Origin of the sequence: Pseudoalteromonas sp. P80D2, from assembly GCF_036680945.1 — a bacterium.
Lineage (GTDB): Bacteria > Pseudomonadota > Gammaproteobacteria > Enterobacterales > Alteromonadaceae > Pseudoalteromonas > Pseudoalteromonas shioyasakiensis.
Genome location: NZ_JAZDAR010000028.1, coordinates 52,845 through 73,385 on the forward strand (window position 1 = coordinate 52,845; position 20,541 = coordinate 73,385).

The following is a 20,541-nucleotide window of genomic DNA, read 5'->3' on the forward strand; positions in this document are numbered from 1 at the left end:
CTTTAAGCAAATTTAAATTTAGGCTCATACTGAGCCTTTAGCAAGCATCAAGATAGGTGAAAAATGCACACAACCAACAATGATCAAGCGCTCTGGGATTTACTGATCACAGATGCCAATATCGCCACAATGGATCCTGCTGTTGATGCACCATACGGCGCCATTGAAAATGCAGCGATTGCCGTTAAAGATGGCAAAATTGCCTGGTTAGGTGCACAAACCGATTTACCTAAGTTTGACGCGTTAGCAACGCCAACAGTCTCTGCAAAAGGGCAGTGGTTAACACCTGGGTTGATTGATTGTCACACTCACTTAGTGTTTGCCGGTAGCCGTGCAGAAGAATTTGAGCAGCGCTTGCAAGGTGTTAGCTACGAACAAATCGCTGCAAACGGTGGCGGTATTGCAAGCACAGTACGTGCAACTCGCGAAGCTGATCACGAAACACTGTTTGTTAGTGCTAAAGAGCGCTTAAATGCGTTATACGCAGAAGGCGTGACGACGGTCGAGGTTAAATCTGGCTATGGTCTAGATTGCGAAAACGAAATTAAGCTTCTCGAAGTGGCTCGTTTACTCGGTGAAAATCACCCGGTTGATGTTAAAACCACGTTTTTAGGTGCACATGCATTACCGCCTGAATATAAAGGCCGTAGTGATGAGTACATTGATTTGGTTTGCGGTGAGATGCTTGACCGTGTTGTTGAGGCTGATTTAGCTGATGCAGTTGATGCTTTTTGTGAAAACGTTGGCTTTAGCAACGAGCAAACTCGCCGCGTGTTTGAAGCGGCTAAAAAGCACAACTTACCGGTTAAGTTGCACGCTGAGCAGTTATCTAATCAACATGGTGCAGAGCTTGTTGCAGAGTTTAATGGCTTATCTGCGGATCATATTGAACACTTAGATGAAGCTGGCATTCAAGCAATGGCCAAAGCGGGCACTGCAGCGGTATTGTTACCAGGTGCATTTTACTTTTTACGCGAAACAAAATATCCGCCAATTGAACTACTCCAGCAGTATCAAGTTCCGATCGCCATTTCAACTGACTTCAACCCTGGAACTTCACCATTATGTTCATTGCACTTAATGATGAATATGGCATGCACTATTTTCCGTATGACACCAGAGCAAGCATTAGCTGGTGTAACACGAAACGCTGCAGGTGCGTTAGGTCTTGACGATCGTGGTGTGTTAAAAGTAGGGGCTCGAGCTGATATTGCTCACTGGCAAATATCCCACCCGGCACAATTAAGTTACCAATTCGGCGTAAATAAACTGTTAAATCTGTGGATTTTGGGTAGACTTAGTTAGATAAGTTTTATTACGCAGTTTGGATTACATGTCATTGATTTTTAGTTTAGCGAGTAGTAGCACGCAACTCGTAAATTTAACAAGTGATGTAGTGCCAGTGTTTTTAGCTGGTAGCGTTTTTATGGCAATGATCTGTGCCCTGTGCGTAACCCAAAACCCTATTTTAAGACTAAGCCTAGTCGTTAATGGCGTACTAGGTTTAGCTATTTTAAGCTTAGGATTACCATGGCTGGTTATCTTACTTGCTTTAGCTTTATGTTTTCATTTATGGCAAGCATTTCGCACCACCAATTGGCTTGCCATAATATTGAGTGTCTCTGCCGCAATTTCGTTCGCGGTTTTATACTCTGCCCACCTATTACTCGACACCGCTTTATATTGGCTTGTTTTCTCGGTAGTTATTTTATCTATTTCAGGCTTTTTTAATTATGAAGAGCCCGAAGAGGATGAGCAGGTTGAAGTTGAACCGCTCCATAACGATGATTTAGATGCCGCTCCACTGACTGGTTTACCAGACCGTAATGCACTTAGAAATAGTTTTGTTGCATGGACTGAAGAGCACTCAGCAAACTGTGCACTAGTGATGATCCGCCTTGAAGGCTTTAACGATGTTAACCAGCATATTGGACGTGACTTTGGAGATTTATTATTAGCGCAATCGGCCACGCGTATTAAACAGCAACTCAGTGTTGATGCTGTGCTGAGTATGAAAGGTAACACCGCAAATACTGAAAAATTAGCGCATTTAGGGGGCTTAAACTTTGCGTTTATTTGCTCTCTTGAAGAGCAAAAACATCTTCATGAGCAGCTGATCAGCCAAATTAGGCAAGTCACATTAAAGCCATTTAATGTTGCCAATTGCACCATTGAAGTTAAAGTACGCGCCAGTTATGTGAGCTGTGACGAACCTGAGTACAGCTTCGAGAACTTAATTTCATTTGCCAACCTTGCCCTTGATTCAAATCCTGAACGAGAAATTGTGCCTTATCACCCGCAAATGATGATAGAGCAACTAGAGCAACAAGCACGCCTACGCGAATTAGCTCACTTAGATTTTGCCAGCGAACTTGAGCTTTATTTTCAGCCAGTTATTCGTAATAGCGACGAGCAAATTGAGTTTTTAGAATTGCTGCTACGTTGGCAGCATCCTAAGCAAGGAATTCTTTCGGCTAACAAATTTATTGATGATATTCGTGTCGCTGGCCTAAGTTACCCTGTGGCAGCATATGTTATTGAACGTGCTGCTGAGCTTGCTATGGCACTGCGTATGGAAGGCATTGAACTACCACTCAGTATTAACGTGTTTGGCCCAGAAATGCTGCATGAAGAGTTCATTGAATTTGTTGACCGCATTATGAATGAACACCGCTTAGAGCCGGGCGATTTAATCATTGAATGCCCGCTCGATCTATTTATGAGCTTAGATGACCAAGGTAAAGCTATGGTCGCAAGGCTAAATAGTATTGGTATTAAGCTGTGTATTGATGGCTTTGGTGACACGCCTATTTGGCTTGCTAAGCTGCCTAATCTTAATGTTGAGTATATTAAAGTAGCAGCATCGTTGACCGCTGATTTTGCCCATCAAAGCCAAGTTCGTAGCCTAGTCTCTGGCATGGTGGATATGCATAATCAAAATAATGCCAAGGTGATTTGTGAAGGGGTAGAAACCCTAGAGCAACTTAAGTTTGTTAAGTCATTGAACACCTACGCCGCCCAGGGCTATTACTTTAATTACCCGCTTAGCAGTGTAGGCATGATGTCGTGGTTAAAACAGTGGCGGTTAGAGCATCAGGGGTAAGTTAGCGCTGTCAGATTGACAGTTAGCGAGTTACTAAGGGAAAGAGTAAAGATAGAGCTTTCAGCTATCAGATTGAAAGTTAGCGAGTCTCAAGAGGAAAGTTGGCGAGCTCCTTGACTTAGATACTGGGTATTTTAGAGTTTCTAACTTTCTAACTTTCTAACTTTCTAACTTTCTAACTTTCTAACTTTCTAACTTTCTAACTTGCCTCTCTCGCCTGCAAATACGCATTCACAAGGGCGGTGATTATTTGGCCAGCGTCGTTCATGCCTGCTTCTAAACCTACCGGGTGTTGCGACGGGGCGCCTTCGCATAAATGAAGATAGCGAGCAGTTGTTTGGCTAGCTGCTAAATGCACAAAATGTTCTGCATCACTTACACTAAAGCCACAGTTGGTGTATGCACTAACCGGCATTAGTGAGATGCTGTCTAGGTCGACTTCGACTCCAAGCGGTGCATTATCAAACTGCGCTAATGCGTGTTTACATGCCGAAGATAAATCGACTTTACGACGTACTTGAATATCTTGGTAACTATCAAACGTGAAGTTTGCGCTTGTCAGGGCATCCATAATCGCTTGGTTATTTTTAAATTCGTGTAAACCCATCACATGGTAATCAGCAAGGTGGTTTTCACTGTACGCATATCTAAAACCATTACCGCTATGACGGCCTTCACACTCTCTGAAGTCAGCATGAGGGTCTAAGTTGATAGCGTTGACTGGTTTGCCATGTTGCTTACTAAGGGCGCGTAAAATACCTAAGCAGTTGTTATGGCCGCCACCGATAACAATTGGCTCAAGGCCAGCTGCAAAAATCATTGCAAGCACTTGCTCAACGCGGGTGTCTATATCAGCGCATAACTCACGTAGTTTGGCTAAGTCAGCGTCGTTTTTATTATCAAGGTCAGCAGCTTGTTGGTTTAAGTCATCAAGGGCAACTTCGCCAAGTAGCAACACACGTTCGTGGTTTAAAAACTGGTTATGTGTTTGGTTTAAAAAGCGCTTTAAAAATGCTTGCCACGCTTGTCCTGAGCCACCGTTACCTAAGTTAGCGCGAGGGCCAATATCTTCACATACGCCAACTAAAACATAGCGAATACCGAAGTGTTTTGCATCGATGAGTGCTTGTGGGGCGTTAACTTGAGTGTCGAGAAGGGCAAGGGCTTGCCAAGCTTTAAGTTCGTTAGCGCGGCGGACACATAAGTGCTTTACCGCCGCTTCATCATAAATTTTAAGGTAGTTTGTCACCGAGATTAGTCTTCTATTATTTCTAACTCTAATTCTTCAGCAGATAATATAATACCGGTGCTATCAGCGTAAACAAAGTCGTCATCAAAGAAAGAAACGCCTGCGAAGTTAACGCCAATGCCATCTTCACCTGCGCCTTCGCTATCGGCAGCAACAGGGATAGAGGCAATTGCTTGAATGCCTAAGTCTAGCTCTTCAAGCTCATCAACATGGCGAATGGCACCGTAAACAATAATGCCTTGCCAGTTGTTTTCTAATGCGATTTCAGCCAGCTCTATATCAATAAGGGCGCGTCGGGTTGAACCACCACCATCAATCAATAACACGCTGTCGGTGCCATCGGTTGATAAAATTTCGCGGATCAGCTCGTTATTTTCAAAGCATTTAACGGTTTTTACTCGACCACTAAAGCTTGGGCGTCCACCAAAATTGATAAACATTGGTTCGAGCACATCAACCACATCTGCAAAGTGGTCGCATAAATCAGAAGTGCTGTAATCCATTTTTTCATCCTCTAAAGAGACTGTCTGTTTAGTACTCAGTATACCCTGATACAACTCAATAACAACGACTTAATAGCGGATTATTGGTTTAAATCAAAGGAATTTCGCCATCGCAACATTAGTGTCTCAAAAGCGTCACCTAATTGTTATTTTTAGCGCCTAAGCTGAGATGAGTATAAAAATTAGACGCAAAGTATGACAAGGAGCTCACCATGGCAAACAACATACTTACTAAATTGGCTAAAGTGGATGAACAGCTGTTTTTAAGTGTATTCAACGACGCTTCGCCAATTTGGCTTAGAAGATCAGCGCTCGGGTTTTCGAAAAGCGGCGATGGCGGACTTTACGTGGTGTTGTTTCTTGGGTTTTGGTGGTTCACCGAGCAGCTGCACTTTCAACAACTGGCGATGAGTATTTTGGTGGGTTTTGCTATTGAGCGGCCTATTTACTTTTTAGCTAAAAAGCGCATCGCACGGGTCAGACCCTGCGACTGCTTAGTGCAAGGTGCTTATTTAGTGCCAAGCGACCAATTTAGCTTACCGTCGGGGCATAGTGCTGGGGCATTCGTGGTAGCGACGATTTTGACTATCTATTTTCCGGAATTTGCTGTGCTGTGGCTAATGTGGGCATCAGGGGTGGCGGCATCTAGAGTGATTATTGGTGTGCATTACCCTGCTGATGTGGTGATTGGCGCAGTGATGGGGTCAAGTTGTGCAGTATTAGCTGTAATGGTGGTGGGATCTATATGAGAATTTTGTACGGTATTCAAGGTACGGGTAATGGCCATATTACTCGAGCACGAGTAATGGCAACGACCTTTAAAGCATTAGGAGTCGATGTTGACTATGTGTTTTCGGGTCGTAAAGAGCAAGACTACTTTGATATGGACGATTTTGCTGATTACCGAGCTTTTCGAGGTTTGTCGTTTACCAGCAAATCGGGGCAAGTTGATAGCTTTAAAACGTTGAAAAATGCGCGCCCGTTGCAGCTTATAAAAGATATAAAAAATCTTGATTTACGTCACTATGACTTGGTGTTTAATGACTTTGAGCCGATTTCCGCATGGGCTGCTAAACAGCAAGGTATCCCTGTTATTGGTATGAGCCATCAAGCGGCGTTTTTATCTGATAAAGTGCCGATGTTTGGCCGCGCTTTCTTCCGCCGTGCCCTAATCCGTAACTATGCGCCAGCGAGCGTTTATTTAGGGGTGCATTGGCAGCCTTATGCAGAAAACATCATTCCGCCATTTATTGCAAATCATCATCATGATAACCCGGTGATGGTCGAAAATAAGGTATTGGTGTATCTACCTTTTGAGAATTTAGACAGTGTGGTCGACTACCTTAAAGACTTTCCTGAGCGTGAGTTTTACTGTTATCACCCAGATGCGCAGGATTGCTCAATCGGTAATATTCATCTGCGAGCGCCGTCACGCGTTGGCTTTTTAAATGATCTCGCTAATGCTGGTGGTGTAATTGGCAACGCCGGATTTGAACTTGCAAGTGAAGCGTTGCAATTAGGTAAAAAGCTATTGCTAAAACCACTTGGAAAACAATTTGAGCAGGGGATTAATGCACAGACGCTATTGTCGATGGGAGCAGCCCATGTGATGAGCTATTTAAACCCCAATGCGATGGATGATTGGTTGCAATCGCCACAGAACAAAAAACTGAATTTTCCGAGTGATCCAGCACCTTTGGTTGATTGGTTGCAAAAAAAACAATGGGAAAAGCTGGATAAATTGCATAAACACCTATGGCAACAGGTTGATTTAGAACAAAAACTGATTGTTTAAAAGTACCTTATATTGGAAAATGCGCGGCAAGTTTAACCACTTTTTATTAGCTGCTTTAAATAGTTTAGCTATACTTTAAATGCATGTTTCTATAAGGCACTTTGAATGAATGTATTACAAAACTTAACTATTAAGCGTCGTTTACAGTTAAACGCGCTCGTTGTTGGTCTTGCAATGATTGTGATGCTGTGTGTAATTATCTTTGAGTCGCGCATGATGCTAAAGCTCAACGAAACAATTCAAAATGCGGAGGAGCTCGACATTCATGAACTTGCGATGCGTAAACATGAAAAAAACTTTTTGTTTTACAAAGATGTCGATAGCCTTGAGCTTTTTGAAAAAGAGTATTCGCAGCTAAAAAATAAAATGGCGCGACTAGACGAGTTAGTGAAAGATTTGTCGATGGACTCATCTAAGCTAAATGAATTTAGACGCCTTGCGAAAACTTATTACGATGACTTCAATGAGGTTGTGGTACTACAAAAGAAAATAGGTTTACACCCTAAAGATGCTCTTTATGGTGATTTACGTGGTGCGGTGCATCAAGTAGAAACATTATTAAGCGAGCGCGAAAACTATAAGTTACTCACTTTAATGCTACAGCTTCGCCGTGCAGAAAAAGACTTTATGCTGCGCTTTGATTTAAAGTATATGGGCAAGTTTGATGATTTAGTTGCTAGTTTTAGATCAGAGATTAAAAGCGCTGGGTTCGATACAAATTATGAAAACCAGTTACTTAGTTTGCTTGCGACTTATCAAAGTAAATTTAAAGCCTTAGTTGATGCACAAGTTGCCTTAGGCCTTGATTTAGAATCAGGGGCGCTCGGTGAGATGAAACGCAGTGTTGAGCTTAGTGATGCTATTGTTACAGAGCTTACAGATCAAACAAAAGCGTTTGTAGAATCGAGTGCTGCTAGTGCGCAGTTGATTGCCATTCTTGTATTTATTATTGCGAGCATTTTAGTGATGCTATTAGTTTACTTTACTAGCCGCTCAATTATTCAGCCTATCGAACGTGTGTACCATACGATTAACGAAATTCGTCGTAATAACGACTTAAGCATGTCGATTACTCAATCGGGTAAAGATGAAATCACCACAATGACGGTTGATTTTAATAGCTTGATCAGTGATTTCAAAAAGCTGATTTATGAAGTTAATACCGCGCTAAGTACCCTTAACGTGGCAACTGAGCATTTATCAGAAACGACAGCAGCAACAAGCTCAGGTATGCAAGAGCAGCTTCACGAAGCAGATATGGTTGCTACAGCTGCCACTGAAATGCAGGCGACGATTCAAGATATTTCACACAACACAGAAGCAGCTGCGAAAAAAGCTGAGTCAACTAACTTAAGTGCGCAGCAAGGTCGTTCTGAGGTTGAATCTACTGTGGTGCAAATTAATCACTTATCTGATTCACTCGGTAATGCGTCAAGCGTGGTGTCGCAGTTAGAAAAAGACGCTGAAACCATTGGCTCTGTACTAGACGTTATTCGTGGCATTGCTGAGCAAACAAACTTACTGGCACTTAATGCGGCTATTGAAGCGGCGCGTGCCGGTGAACAAGGCCGTGGTTTTGCGGTAGTAGCAGATGAAGTTCGCTCACTTGCGCAACGTACCCAAGATTCAACGCAAGAGATCGAGAGCATTATTTCGACCTTACAAGGGCGTACGCAAGAAGTGGTGAGCATTATGCAGCAATGTCGTACGCAAGGTGGCGAAAGTGCTGCACAGGCAAGTAAAGCCGGTGAGTTATTACGCTCAATCACCGAAGATGTACAAACCATAATGGATATGAGTACTCACATTGCCACCGCAATTGATGAGCAAAGCCAAGTGGCTTCTGAGGTGAATAAAAACGTGGTACGTATTCGTGATATCGCCCAAGAAGCATCGGGACACGCGGCGACTAATGCGCAAACCAGCGAAGAGGTGTCTGAGCAAGCACGTGTGCTTTATCAGGCAATCGATAAGTTTAAAGTTTAATGAATTAGTCTGTTGAAAAATAAAAGCGCGGTGACGGTGTAGTCATCGCGCTTTTTTGTTGTTTGGGGGTGTATACCGCGACAAGATTTTAATACCAATCCGCTTAATTAAGTAGTCTATTTTGAGGCAATAAAACCTCGTTGATAACAAGGCAAAAATTTCGTTATTTAGTTGTGCTCGGCAATTGCTCCTGCATTGCTCTACCTTCTGCATCCATGCAGTCGTAAATGAGAAATTTTTAACGCAGTTAGCGACAGGTTTAATCCCTCAAAATGATTAAGTATTATTGTGGGTTGGTATTAAGGCACAAACTTAATAGGCACGCTGTCTTTGCTTGCTTCGTGTTCAGAGACTCTCGTTTGGTATTGCTGCCAAAGCTCATCATGGTTAGCTTGCAGCTCACTTAAATAGTGCCAGCTGAATAAACCGCTATTGTGATTATCGCTAAACACCAGTCGAATTGCATAATGACCAACCGGCTCAATCTTGCTGATTCCTACTTGTTGCTTACCAAGTACGAGTTTCATTGGTTCATTGCCATGACCTTGCACTTCAGCAGACGGTGAGTGAACACGCAAAAATTCAGCACTAAATTGAGCAATAGTCTGATCATCAAAATGAACATCTAATACTTTGCTAACGCTGTGATAATGCACTTTAGTGACTTCTTTCATGTGAGCCTTACCTTATAAAAACTAAAAAGCCTCCAACAGGAGGCTTTAGATTATAACGCTAATTTGTTGATTAAAGAATGAAGCGACTTAAGTCTTCATCTTCAACAAGTGCACCTAAATGCTGCTCAACGTAATTGGCATCAATTGTCAGTGTTGAACCTGCTTTTTCTGAGGCATCAAATGAAATTTCTTCCATTAGTTTTTCCATCACTGTGTGCAAGCGACGGGCACCGATGTTTTCGGTTTTCTCATTTACTTGCCAAGCCGCTTTCGCGATACGTTCAATGGCATCATCAGTAAACTCAACGTCAACTTGCTCTGTTTTTAACAGCTCACGTTGTTGCTCAGTTAATGAAGCATGAGGCTCAGTTAAGATACGTTTAAAGTCATCAGCACTTAGTGCTTCAAGCTCAACGCGAATTGGTAAACGACCTTGTAGCTCTGGGATCATGTCTGATGGTTTAGACATTTGGAATGCGCCAGATGCGATAAATAACATGTGGTCAGTTTTAACCATGCCATGTTTAGTGCTTACTGTTGAACCTTCGATTAGAGGAAGTAAGTCGCGCTGTACACCTTCACGGCTAACATCTGGGCCTGATGCTTCACCACGTTTACAGATTTTATCGATCTCATCGATAAACACGATACCGTTTTGCTCTACTGCGAAGATAGCTTGCTCTTTTAACTCTTCAGGGTTAACAAGTTTTGCTGCTTCTTCTTCAACCAATAGCTTAAACGCTTCTTTGATTTTTAGCTTACGCTTGCTGCGCTTATCGCCACCCATGTTTTGGAACATGCTCTGAAGCTGGTTGGTCATTTCTTCCATACCAGGAGGAGCCATGATCTCAACATTTGGCTGAGCTTGTGCAACATCGATATCAATTTCTTTATCGTCTAACTGACCTTCTCGTAATTTTTTACGGAAAGATTGACGAGTAGAAGAGTTCTCTTCTGTTTTTGACTCACCAAAGGTATCGCGTGCTGGTGGTAAAAGAGCATCTAAAATACGCTCTTCTGCCGCTTCTTCAGCGCGATGTTTGAATTTTTTGGTTTGCTGTTCACGCGTCATTTTAATTGAGATATCAACTAAATCGCGGATGATCGTTTCTACTTCTTTACCAACATAGCCCACTTCGGTGAACTTTGTTGCTTCAACTTTAATGAAAGGCGCATTAGCAAGTTTAGCTAAGCGGCGTGCAATTTCAGTTTTACCCACACCAGTTGGACCAATCATTAAAATGTTTTTAGGCGTTACTTCTGCGCGTAAATCATCGCTCAGTTGCATACGGCGCCAGCGGTTACGTAGCGCGATTGAAACTGCTTTTTTAGCTTTAGCTTGGCCAATAATATGTTGATCAAGCTCGTGAACGATTTCTCTTGGCGTCATCTCAGACATGGCAGTTCCTATTACAATTCTTCAATAGTTTGGAAATTATTCGTGAATACGCAGATATTGCCTGCAATCGTTAGGCTTTTCTCTACAATTTCACGTGCACTTAGGTCGGTGTTTTCTAGTAGCGCTGTGGCTGCTGATTGTGCGAAGTTACCACCACTGCCAATCGCAATTAGGTCGTTTTCTGGCTGCACAACATCACCGTTACCTGTGATAATTAATGAAGCAGTTTCGTCTGCAACTGCTAATAGTGCTTCGAGCTTTCTAAGTGCACGATCACTACGCCAATCTTTGGCCATTTCTACGGCAGCTTTGGTTAAGTTGCCTTGGTGCATTTCTAGTTTGCTTTCAAATCGTTCGAAAAGGGTGAAGGCATCAGCAGTACCGCCAGCGAAACCAGCGATTACTTTGCCATTATAAAGACGTCGAACTTTGCGGGCGTTGCCCTTCATTACGGTGTTACCAAGTGAAACTTGGCCGTCGCCACCAATAACGACCTTGTCGTCGCGGCGTACACTTACAATAGTGGTCATGATTATTCCTCATCATCGAGCGGCAAGGCCGCTCGTAAAAAGCGATTGATGAGGTGTTTATATGGGTGAATGAACTAAAATCAAGTCCAAAGCCAAATTCCGCAGCCCATTATTTTGATGCGTTTAAGTTTATTCTTGTCACTTTCGGCTAAACGTTTGGTTTCGTACGGGCCTAAGCGCACTTTATACCAAACACCATTGCTGCCTTGTGTTTTCTTAACTTCGGCCACTAAGCCGGCAAAAGCGATTTTAGCTTTTAATGTTTGTGCTTGCTCTAATGTTCTAAAAGAGCCGCATTGCATTACATATGGACCTTTTTGTTCAATCTCTTTTACTTCAACCTGAACTTCGTGCTCTTTAATCTCTTTGATAAATTCAGGTGTCTTAGGTGGTGGAATAACTACTTCTTCTTTTTTAGTCGGGTTTGCTTGCTGTTCTACTAACTCAGGATCAGCATTATGTTTGATATACCATAGGCCGTAACCAAACCCGCCTACTAAGATAAGCGCAATTAAAACAAGAATAATAGGGAAGGGCTTTTTCGCCGGGGCTTGTTTTTTATTATTTCGATTTGCTGGTTTTTTATTTATGTAATCGTGTTGTGCCATGACTCTTAATTGGCCTTTAAATCATATCTATAGGATCAACATCTAAGCTCCAACGCACCTTTTGCGCTAATTTACTGGTACTTATATAGTCGACCATTTGCGCTAAATATTGGTGTAAGTGGGAGCGTTCCTGCGCCTGAATATGTAACTGAAAGCGATATTTACCTGCTACACGTTCCAGTGGTGCAGGTATCGGACCGAGCAATTGTATACCAGATACGTTCTGGACAGGAACCAAATCAGTTAAAAAATCCATCACTTGATTTATGTTATGTCCTTCGGCACGAACCATAGCCATATTTGTGATTGGCGGAAGCTGCGCGTCTTCTCGCTCTGTGAGTGCGTAACGGGCAAAATCTTGGTAACCATTATTAACTAAGTCTTGCAGTAGCGGGTGCTCAGGAAAGTGAGTTTGTAATAATACTTGCCCAGGTTCACCACTGCGACCAGCACGGCCTGCCACTTGCGTAACCAGTTGCGCTAAATGCTCTGTGGCGCGAAAATCACACGAATATAATCCACTGTCGACATCTAGGATTAAAACAAGGCTAACATCGGCAAAATGGTGGCCTTTTGCCAACATTTGCGTGCCAACTAAGATACGCGCACCGCCTTGGTTAATATCATCAAGGGCTTTTTCTAAGCTGCCTTTACGACGTGTTGAATCTCGGTCGATACGACTAATCGGAATGTCAGGGAAGGTTTGTGTTAAAAACTCTTCGATTTGTTCAGTGCCTTTGCCATTTGGAAAAATCTGCGTGCTGCCGCAATCAGGGCATTGGTGGGGCACCTGATGTTGTTCACCACAATGGTGACAAATCATCTGGCCAATGGCTTTATGAAAGGTTGCACTGGTGCTACAACGTGAGCACTCACTTAGCCATCCACACTCATGGCATATGAGAGTAGGCGAAAAACCACGACGGTTTAAAAATACCATCACTTGCTTGCCACGTTCTAAATGCTGACGCATATAGGCAAGGCTAGCATGGGCAATCCCCGCCTGCTCAGGCTGACCTTTCATGTCCATTAATTGAAACTGGTTATCGGTGCTGGTTTGAGCTCGCTCAGTAAGGCTCAACAGCTGGTATTTGTTATTAATTGCTTTATGTAAGGTCTCAAGTGCCGGTGTGGCACTACCTAGAACGAGCGGAATATTATGTTGGTATGCTCTATAAGCGGCTAGGTCTCTAGCATGATAGCGTAGTGTATCTTGTTGCTTAAAAGAGCTGTCGTGCTCTTCATCAACGATGATCATGCCAAGAGATAAAAAGGGTAAGAAAATACTCGAACGTGTGCCGATCACTATAGCGCAGCTGCCTTTTTCACAAAAACGCCAGGTCTGTAAGCGTTCGTTATCTGTTAGGGCTGAGTGCCATAGCATAATCGGAGTATCAGGAAAGCGACGACGAAAACGGTTGACTGTTTGGGGTGTTAAGCCAATTTCAGGCACTAATACTAAGGCTTGCTGACCTTTTTTTAGCACTTCTTCTAGGCATTGCAAATACACTTCGGTTTTACCACTTCCGGTAACCCCTTCAAGCAAAAAGCTGGTAAAGCTACGAGCTTGGTTAATGCTGGAGCAGGCAACAGCTTGCTCCTTATTAAGCACTGGCTTGCTACCAACAGTCGGCGCGCGTTGCTGCCATTGGTTATCATGTTCAATAAACTGAGTGATCAGTTCTTTATCAAGCAGACTGTCGATGGTTTTTTTGGTAAATCCGAGTGCTTTTAATTCTGTAACCGATGATTTGCCCGATTCGGCTAGCTGTTTTAATAAATTTAACTGGGTTTTTCCTTTTAGCGACGGCAGCTTTGCACCTTTATCGGTCAGCTCAACCATGTTGATGCTGGTTTTATCTGGGCATTCGCCTTGCCTTAATGCAGCCGGAAGTGCCGTATGAATGGTCTCGCCCAATGGGTAACAGTAGTAGCGTGCTGTGAATTTTAGTAATGCTAAGTGTTGCTCAGATAAAACAGGCGTGTCGTCTATAACATCAATAATCGGCTTTATTTTGTCAGCGGGAACATCGGTTGATGTTTTAAGAGCCAAGACCACGGCAACCTTTTTTTGGCTACCAAATGGCACGCGAACGCGCATACCTGGCTTTAACTCAGGACTATGCAGCAGCTGTTCAACTTTATAATCGAAGGTACGCTGTAAAGGGACTTTTATGGCAACTTCTACAAAGTGCATAACAACTCAACTGAAACAATGATAGAAAGATAATGTACTAAAATTGCAGTTAAAAACCTACCAACAAATACTGAACAAGGCTCCACTTGGTTATTTTTTTAGCGAAAGATGTATTTAAAGCTTGTCGTAAGGCTTCTTGAGCTATAAAATACGCGGCCTATTAATTGTATTAACTGCGTATGGTGCCAGACTTCGGGTTTGGAGAGCGATACGGCCTTAACTAGAGGTTCCCTATGAAAGAAGGTATTCACCCTAAGTACGAAGCTATCACTGCAACTTGTTCATGTGGTAACAAATTCGAAACTAGCTCAACTCTTTGTAAAGACATCCACTTAGACGTATGTTCTGAGTGTCACCCGTTTTACACTGGTAAGCAAAAGATTTTAGACACTGGCGGCCGTGTTGATCGTTTCAACAAGCGCTTCGGTGCACTTAGCAGCAAGAAGTAATCTCTGCTGTTTAGTTAAAAAAAGCACCTTAGGGTGCTTTTTTTGTGCCTAAAATTCACAAAATTCTTTATTAACATTGCTACTCACTCATCATCTTCACTTATGTATCTTGCATAACTATTTCTGGCTGTTATGCACATTATGTCGCTAATTTTGCAGACAAAGTGCCACCCCTTGGCTATATTCTTTTTTGTATAAACTTTCATAAAAGTTATTAAAAATAATAAATTTAAATAACTTTGTGAGTAAATGCTGTGAACTTCGTTGAAATGGCTGTTTTGGGCTAACTTCGGCTAATTGCAGTGTACGTGCGTATAAAATACAAAAACACGTGCTTAAAAGGTCATAAATAGGTGAATTTTTATGTCTGATTAATCGCAACTATGCACAGAAATTGTTGGGAAATCCTTTAAAATTAAGCGATATAGCATATAACAGGATAGACCTGATAATACTTGGAATTTTTATACATTACAGGTATCGTACTGATGCAAGCTCTCTCACTTTTTAACTTTTTGCAGGATACTATCGCGTTATGTCAGATTTTCGTGAACAAGCATTACATTACCACGCTCACCCCGTTCCAGGTAAAATTAGTGTTGAACTAACCAAGCCAGCCGAAACGGTTAACGATCTCGCTTTAGCTTATAGCCCAGGTGTGGCTGAACCAGTCCGTGAAATTGCTGCTGATCCAGCAAATGCCTATAAATACACAGGCAAAGGCAACATGGTTGCAGTTATTTCAAACGGTACCGCAATTTTAGGTTTAGGTAACTTAGGTCCGCTTGCATCAAAACCTGTAATGGAAGGTAAAGCGTTACTATTCAAACGTTTTGCTGGTCTTGATTCAATTGATATTGAAGTTAAACACCGCACAACAGAAGATTTCATTAATACGGTTGCTAACATCGCTGATACGTTTGGTGGTATCAACCTTGAAGATATTAAAGCGCCTGAGTGTTTTGAAATCGAAAAAGCACTTATCGAGCGCTGTGATATTCCAGTTTTCCACGATGACCAACATGGTACAGCTATTGTAACTGCTGCTGGTATGCTTAACGCCCTTGAAGTGCAAGGTAAAGACATCGAAGATGCCATCATCGTATGTTTAGGTGCCGGTGCTGCTGCTGTGGCTTGTATGGAGCTTTTAATTAAGTGTGGCGCACTACGTGAACACATTTATATGCTTGACCGTAAAGGTGTGATCCATACACGTCGTGATGACTTAAACGAGTATAAGCAATTATTTGCTAACAATACCGATAAGCGTACATTACAAGATGTTATTGCTGATGCTGACGTATTCGTTGGTGTATCAGGTCCTAACCTGTTAACAGCAGATGATCTTAAGCTGATGGCTGATAAGCCAGTCGTGTTTGCATGCTCAAACCCAGATCCTGAGATTGCTCCAGAAGTTGCACACAGTGCGCGTAACGATTTAATTATGGCAACGGGTCGTTCAGATTTCCCTAACCAAGTAAATAACGTGCTTTGTTTCCCATTCATTTTCCGTGGTGCGTTAGATGTTCGTGCAACGGCAATTAATGATGAAATGAAAATTGCTGCAGTTCATGCTATTCGCGGCATCGCGAAAGAGCCTGTACCAAGTGAAGTATTAAAAGCAGCTGGCGTTGAGTCACTTGAGTTTGGTGCCGAGTACATCATTCCTAAGCCTATGGATCCGCGTTTATTACCACGTATTGCACGTGCTGTTGCTGAAGCAGCAGTAGAGTCGGGTGTGGCGCAAATCGACATGCCAGAAGATTACATGCGTTAAGCTTAATTAGCTATTAGGTATATCGCGCAATAAAAAACTCAGCCTAGGCTGAGTTTTTTTATATCTGCGATTATCGGCGGTGATCCGATGGCCGAAATACTTATTCTGAATCAAGCACTGGGATATCTAATCCCATTTCTTGCATAATTCTTTTAACTTCTTCAGGTACCTTTTCAGGGTTGTCTTTACGTAGGTCGTCATCATTTGGTAATGGTTGACCTGTAAAAGCATGTAAGAAAGCTTCACACAATAACTCACTATTCGTCGCATGACGCAAGTTATTGATCTGGCGGCGTGTACGCTCGTCAGTTAATACTTTTAATACGTTAAGTGGGATCGATACGGTAATCTTTTTTACTTGTTCTGATTTTTTACCGTGTTCTGCATATGGGTGAATGTATTCACCGTTCCATTTAGCCATAAGTTGTTTCGTTGCCTCGGTTGTCAGTGATTTACGCCTTATTCACAGCGCAAGATGCGGAAATTCTATCTCTTTAAAAAAGATAGTCAAATACTAGTTATTTAGCCATCTAGTGGTGTAAATGTATAAACTTCTATGTGTAAGCCATAAATGCTTTGACTTCTCATATTTGATCATCTAACCTTTTAGACGTCTAAACATCCAATTTAAGAATAGGTGATGAAATGAGCGAAAAAAATAAAGCGACGATTGCTGTTCGTCACGGCATCGAAGCCGATAAACATCATGGTGCGGTTGTACCACCAATTTACTTATCAACCACCTATTCATTTGCTGATTTTGATACTAAGCGCCAGTATGACTATGGTCGCAGTGGTAACCCAAATCGCGATATCTTAGCTGAAACCTTAGCTGAGCTTGAAGGTGGTGCTAGAGGTATTATCACTGCAACAGGTATGTCTGCTGTGCATTTAGCAACTCAGCTATTAAACAGTGACGACACGTTAGTGATCCCACATGACTGTTATGGCGGTAGTTACCGTTTATTCACCTCGCTTGAAAAACGTGGCCTGTTAAAACTAAAAGTTTTGGATTTAACTAAATCTGAAAATCTCCAAGAAATTTTAGCGATTAAACCTAAGTTGATTTGGATTGAAACGCCAAGTAACCCAATCTTGCGTTTAACAGATATTAAAGCAATCACTAGCATTGCTAAGCAGTGCGGTGCTTTGGTTGCGGCTGACAACACCTTCTTATCACCTGCATTACAAAACCCAATTGAGTTTGGTGTTGATATTGTTGTGCACTCAACCACTAAATACATCAATGGTCACTCTGATGTAGTGGGCGGTGCAGTGATTGCTGCAACGCAAGAGCTAGGCGATGAACTTGCTTGGTGGGCGAATAATATCGGTATTACTGGTGCACCATTTGACAGCTACTTAACGCTTCGTGGTTTACGTACTTTAAATGTACGTTTAAAGCAGCACCAAGAAAATGCCTTTGCCATTGCTGAGTATTTAGAGAGTTCACCTTATGTAAGCCAAGTTTACTACCCAGGCCTTGCTTCTCACCCACAACATGAGCTTGCTAAAGCACAGCAACGCGGTTTTGGTGGCATGGTGAGCTTTGATATTAAAGGCGACATTAACGATGCCGCAGCGTTTTTAACCAGCCTTAAAGACTTTAGCCTTGCTGAGTCGCTAGGTGGGGTAGAAAGCTTGATTTGTCACCCTGCAACAATGACCCACGCAGGCATGGAGCCTAAAGCGCGCCTTGAAGCTGGTGTGGGCGATACGCTGATCCGTATTTCTGTAGGCATTGAAGACGTAAAAGATCTCATTGCAGATTTAGACCGTGTTTTCAATTTAGTAAAACCAGGTCAAGGCCAGCAAGTTACAAAAGCTGAAGCTAAGCAAGCACAGCAAGATACACAACAAAACACGTCATTTAAGTTAACGCCAGCACATACGGCATTGTGGTAGAAGAAATGGTAAATATTGTTCATAAATTTGGTGGTTCAAGCTTAAGCTCGGCAGATCGTTACCATGCGGTAGCGAACATTGTTCTTGCGAATACTGAGCAGGGCGATTGCATCGTTGTGTCGGCATCGGGTAAAACAACCGATACTCTGGTAAAGCTTTGGCAAAGTTACCAGCAGCAAGATAGCCAGGCTGTTAGCGATATTCTATTGCTTATTGATAACAATCAACGGGCTTTAATTGAGCAGCTACTTACCGGTCAGAATAAACAACAGGCTTTGGCACAGTTAAAAGATGAACTTGCCGTATTAAATGAATTAATTAGTCAGCAGCAGTTACTTGAAGCACCTTTACTTGCTCATGGTGAAGTGTGGTCGGCGCGGTTATTGGCCGCTTACCTAAATCAGTTAGGTGTTGATGCGCAAGATGTTGATGCAAGGCAGCTATTTACTCTAAATGATGGTCAGCTTTTACATCAAAAAAACCAACAGCAATGCAGTGATGCGATTAGCAGAACACATATCAACGTAGTAACGGGTTTTATAGCTGCAGATTGCCAAGGTAATACGGTGACATTAGGCCGCAATGGTAGTGATTACAGTGCCACTTTGTTAGCGAGTTATACTTTTGCTAAGCAAGTGTCTATCTGGACAGACACACAAGGGGTATTTAGTACTGATCCTCGTAAAGTTAAAAATGCAGTTAAGTATGCCAAGGTGTGCCGCGAGCAAGCTAACTTATTAGCGCGTTTAGGTAACCCAGTATTGCATGCAAAAACCTTGTCGCCTTTAAAAGACACAGAAATTAAATTGGTGGTAAGAAGTAGTTTTGATTGTGATGCAACGCCAACCGAAGTAGTCAAAGAAGGTTATAGTAAAGCAAAGCGTTTTATTACTACCTTAGATAACATCGATTTATTACGGGTTGATAAACTAAGCAGTGGTGAAGTCGGTGAGCTTAGTCAATTAATTCAACACAGCCTGCACCACTTTACTAAAGATGGAGATACTTACTTATTAGTGCCAGGTCAAAGCACTCACCAAGTTGTCAGCCACTTAGCGGGCCGTGCCAATATTGTCGAGTCAAATTTAAGTGGTTGTGCAGTGGTTGCACCAACGGCTGATGTAATTGCGCTGACAGAGCAAGCAACAGCGCTTTTAAAAGAGCAAAGCATTCATCCTCGTTTTGTACAACAAGACGATAACTATGTGTTGATCTTAAACGATCAGGCAATTGATAGTGATGTTTTAACTCTTCTACATGACAAGCTGGTAAACAAAGGTCAAGAGCTTGCTATTATTGTTGCTGGCCTTGGTAATGTAGGCGAAGTGTTTTTATCGCAACTACAAACTCAGTTTGCTCGTTTATCTGCTCAGTACAAAGTAAAAGTAGTAGCTCTTTTACGCTCTAAGCAAATGCTTTTTAGTGCTAGTGGTTTAAATACCGAAACATGGCAAGAGCAGTGGCATAATGAAGCGCAAAGCTACGACAAAGCTGAGTTATTAGCACGTATCAATGAGCTAGATTATGAGCACAAAGTGGTGATTGATATCACTGCCAGTGAGGCTTTTAGTCAGTTGTATCCTGATTTTGTAGAGCTTAACTGTCATTTGATCAGTGCAAACAAATATGCGGGTACCGCAGAAAATAGCTGGTATCAAAACCTACGCACTAATTTGGCTGAGCGAAACTTGTTGTGGCGTTATAACACCAGTGTGGGCGCAGGTTTACCGATTAACTTTGCTTTAGCTGATTTGCAAAATAGCGGAGACAGCATTAACCGTATTGAAGGGGTATTCTCGGGTACTTTATCGTGGTTATGTAGCAGTTATGATGGCAGCGTGCCGTTTTCAGATTTAGTGCTTCAAGCTCAGCAAATGGGCTATACAGAGCCAGATCCTCGTGAAGACTTATCTGGCCGTGATATGCAGCGTAAACTACTGATTTTAGCGCGTGATCTAGGCCTTGATTTAGAGCTAGATGATATTGCTTTGACACCACTAATGCCTGAACAGCTTGCTGCAGGTAGCTGGCAAGATTTTCTTGCAAACAAACAGCTACTCGATGAATTCATGACAGAAAAAGCAGCCCAAGCTGCGGCAGAAGACAAAGTGGTGCGCTACACCGGTGCTATTACACTCGTTGATGGTAAGGTTCAGGCTCAGGTTGGTTTAGTCAATGTTGGTAAAGATGATGTATTAGCCAGCCTTAAACCGGGCGATAACATTTTTGTGATCAATTCACAGTGGTATACAGATAATGCGTTGGTGATCCAAGGCCCTGGAGCGGGTAAAGAAGTCACTGCCGCTGGGGTTCATTCAGACCTATATTGGCTGGTAAATAACCTAAAATAATTTTGCTGATCTTAG

General features: G+C 42.4%; 17 protein-coding genes. 9 read left to right on the top strand and 8 right to left on the bottom strand.

All coding sequences use genetic code 11. From position 1 onward, the window contains the following. Positions 1-63: 63 nt before the first annotated feature. Positions 64-1,305 carry an imidazolonepropionase gene (gene hutI, locus VRK28_RS07355; RefSeq protein WP_063530070.1) on the top strand — a complete coding sequence of 414 codons (1,242 nt, stop codon included), beginning with the start codon at positions 64-66 and terminating at the stop codon, positions 1,303-1,305. Between the two features lie 121 nt (positions 1,306-1,426). Further along, positions 1,427-3,103: a GGDEF domain-containing phosphodiesterase gene (locus VRK28_RS07360; RefSeq protein ID WP_332393681.1), complete on the top strand. Its 1,677-nt coding sequence runs from the start codon at positions 1,427-1,429 to the stop codon at positions 3,101-3,103. 199 nt (positions 3,104-3,302) lie between these two features. On the opposite strand, the gene VRK28_RS07365 is transcribed toward VRK28_RS07360, so the two are convergent. Together VRK28_RS07365 and rraA are read right to left on the bottom strand one after the other, a co-directional pair. Then, entirely contained in the window at positions 3,303-4,352 is a 1,050-nt protein-coding gene (locus tag VRK28_RS07365; protein ID WP_062566011.1) for a formimidoylglutamase, read from the bottom strand. Between the two features lie 5 nt (positions 4,353-4,357). Continuing rightward, positions 4,358-4,855: a ribonuclease E activity regulator RraA gene (gene rraA, locus VRK28_RS07370; RefSeq protein WP_054552822.1), complete on the bottom strand. Its 498-nt coding sequence runs from the start codon at positions 4,853-4,855 to the stop codon at positions 4,358-4,360. 212 nt (positions 4,856-5,067) lie between these two features. Between rraA and VRK28_RS07375 the strand changes: the two genes are divergently transcribed. The 3 genes from VRK28_RS07375 to VRK28_RS07385 all read left to right on the top strand — a co-directional run bounded on the left by VRK28_RS07375 (position 5,068) and on the right by VRK28_RS07385 (position 8,636). After that, complete coding sequence (locus VRK28_RS07375) at positions 5,068-5,604, top strand: phosphatase PAP2 family protein (protein WP_058583858.1); 537 nt, start codon at positions 5,068-5,070, stop codon at positions 5,602-5,604. Continuing rightward, the gene (locus VRK28_RS07380) at positions 5,601-6,650 is read left to right on the top strand and encodes an MJ1255/VC2487 family glycosyltransferase (RefSeq protein WP_063530071.1); all 1,050 of its coding nucleotides are present in this window, start codon (positions 5,601-5,603) and stop codon (positions 6,648-6,650) included. Before VRK28_RS07375 ends, VRK28_RS07380 begins: the two co-directional genes overlap by 4 nt. A 105-nt stretch (positions 6,651-6,755) precedes the next feature. After that, a complete protein-coding gene (locus VRK28_RS07385) occupies positions 6,756-8,636 on the top strand; it encodes a methyl-accepting chemotaxis protein (protein WP_062566008.1) in 1,881 nt (626 codons plus the stop codon). Between the two features lie 299 nt (positions 8,637-8,935). Here VRK28_RS07385 and VRK28_RS07390 read toward each other — a convergent pair whose 3' ends face one another. The 5 genes from VRK28_RS07390 to priA all read right to left on the bottom strand — a co-directional run bounded on the left by VRK28_RS07390 (position 8,936) and on the right by priA (position 14,044). Further along, positions 8,936-9,310, bottom strand: a complete 375-nt coding sequence (locus VRK28_RS07390; RefSeq protein ID WP_055021375.1) for a gamma-butyrobetaine hydroxylase-like domain-containing protein — start codon at positions 9,308-9,310, stop codon at positions 8,936-8,938. Between the two features lie 70 nt (positions 9,311-9,380). Beyond that, positions 9,381-10,709 (bottom strand): HslU--HslV peptidase ATPase subunit, encoded by a 1,329-nt coding sequence (gene hslU, locus VRK28_RS07395; RefSeq protein WP_062566006.1) that lies wholly within the window; start codon positions 10,707-10,709, stop codon positions 9,381-9,383. Between the two features lie 11 nt (positions 10,710-10,720). Further along, on the bottom strand, positions 10,721-11,239 hold the full coding sequence (gene hslV, locus VRK28_RS07400; RefSeq protein WP_008115012.1) for an ATP-dependent protease subunit HslV: 519 nt from the start codon (positions 11,237-11,239) through the stop codon (positions 10,721-10,723). A gap of 80 nt (positions 11,240-11,319) precedes the next feature. Then, complete coding sequence (locus VRK28_RS07405; RefSeq protein WP_054563328.1) at positions 11,320-11,847, bottom strand: SPOR domain-containing protein; 528 nt, start codon at positions 11,845-11,847, stop codon at positions 11,320-11,322. A gap of 16 nt (positions 11,848-11,863) precedes the next feature. Continuing rightward, the gene (gene priA, locus VRK28_RS07410) at positions 11,864-14,044 is read right to left on the bottom strand and encodes a primosomal protein N' (RefSeq protein ID WP_332393661.1); all 2,181 of its coding nucleotides are present in this window, start codon (positions 14,042-14,044) and stop codon (positions 11,864-11,866) included. 233 nt (positions 14,045-14,277) lie between these two features. On the opposite strand from priA, the gene rpmE reads away from it, so the two are divergent. Both rpmE and VRK28_RS07420 read left to right on the top strand, forming a co-directional pair. After that, positions 14,278-14,493, top strand: coding sequence for a 50S ribosomal protein L31 (gene rpmE, locus VRK28_RS07415; RefSeq protein WP_036973208.1), 216 nt, complete (start codon positions 14,278-14,280; stop codon positions 14,491-14,493). A gap of 535 nt (positions 14,494-15,028) precedes the next feature. After that, positions 15,029-16,270, top strand: a complete 1,242-nt coding sequence (locus VRK28_RS07420) for a malic enzyme-like NAD(P)-binding protein (protein ID WP_054552813.1) — start codon at positions 15,029-15,031, stop codon at positions 16,268-16,270. Positions 16,271-16,370: 100 nt separating this feature from the next. On the opposite strand, the gene metJ is transcribed toward VRK28_RS07420, so the two are convergent. Continuing rightward, on the bottom strand, positions 16,371-16,691 hold the full coding sequence (metJ, locus tag VRK28_RS07425) for a met regulon transcriptional regulator MetJ (protein ID WP_036973203.1): 321 nt from the start codon (positions 16,689-16,691) through the stop codon (positions 16,371-16,373). A gap of 224 nt (positions 16,692-16,915) precedes the next feature. Between metJ and metB the strand changes: the two genes are divergently transcribed. Continuing rightward, positions 16,916-18,175, top strand: coding sequence for a cystathionine gamma-synthase (gene metB, locus VRK28_RS07430; RefSeq protein ID WP_332393662.1), 1,260 nt, complete (start codon positions 16,916-16,918; stop codon positions 18,173-18,175). Between the two features lie 5 nt (positions 18,176-18,180). After that, on the top strand, positions 18,181-20,526 hold the full coding sequence (gene metL / locus VRK28_RS07435; protein ID WP_062566003.1) for a bifunctional aspartate kinase/homoserine dehydrogenase II: 2,346 nt from the start codon (positions 18,181-18,183) through the stop codon (positions 20,524-20,526). Positions 20,527-20,541 lie beyond the last annotated feature (15 nt).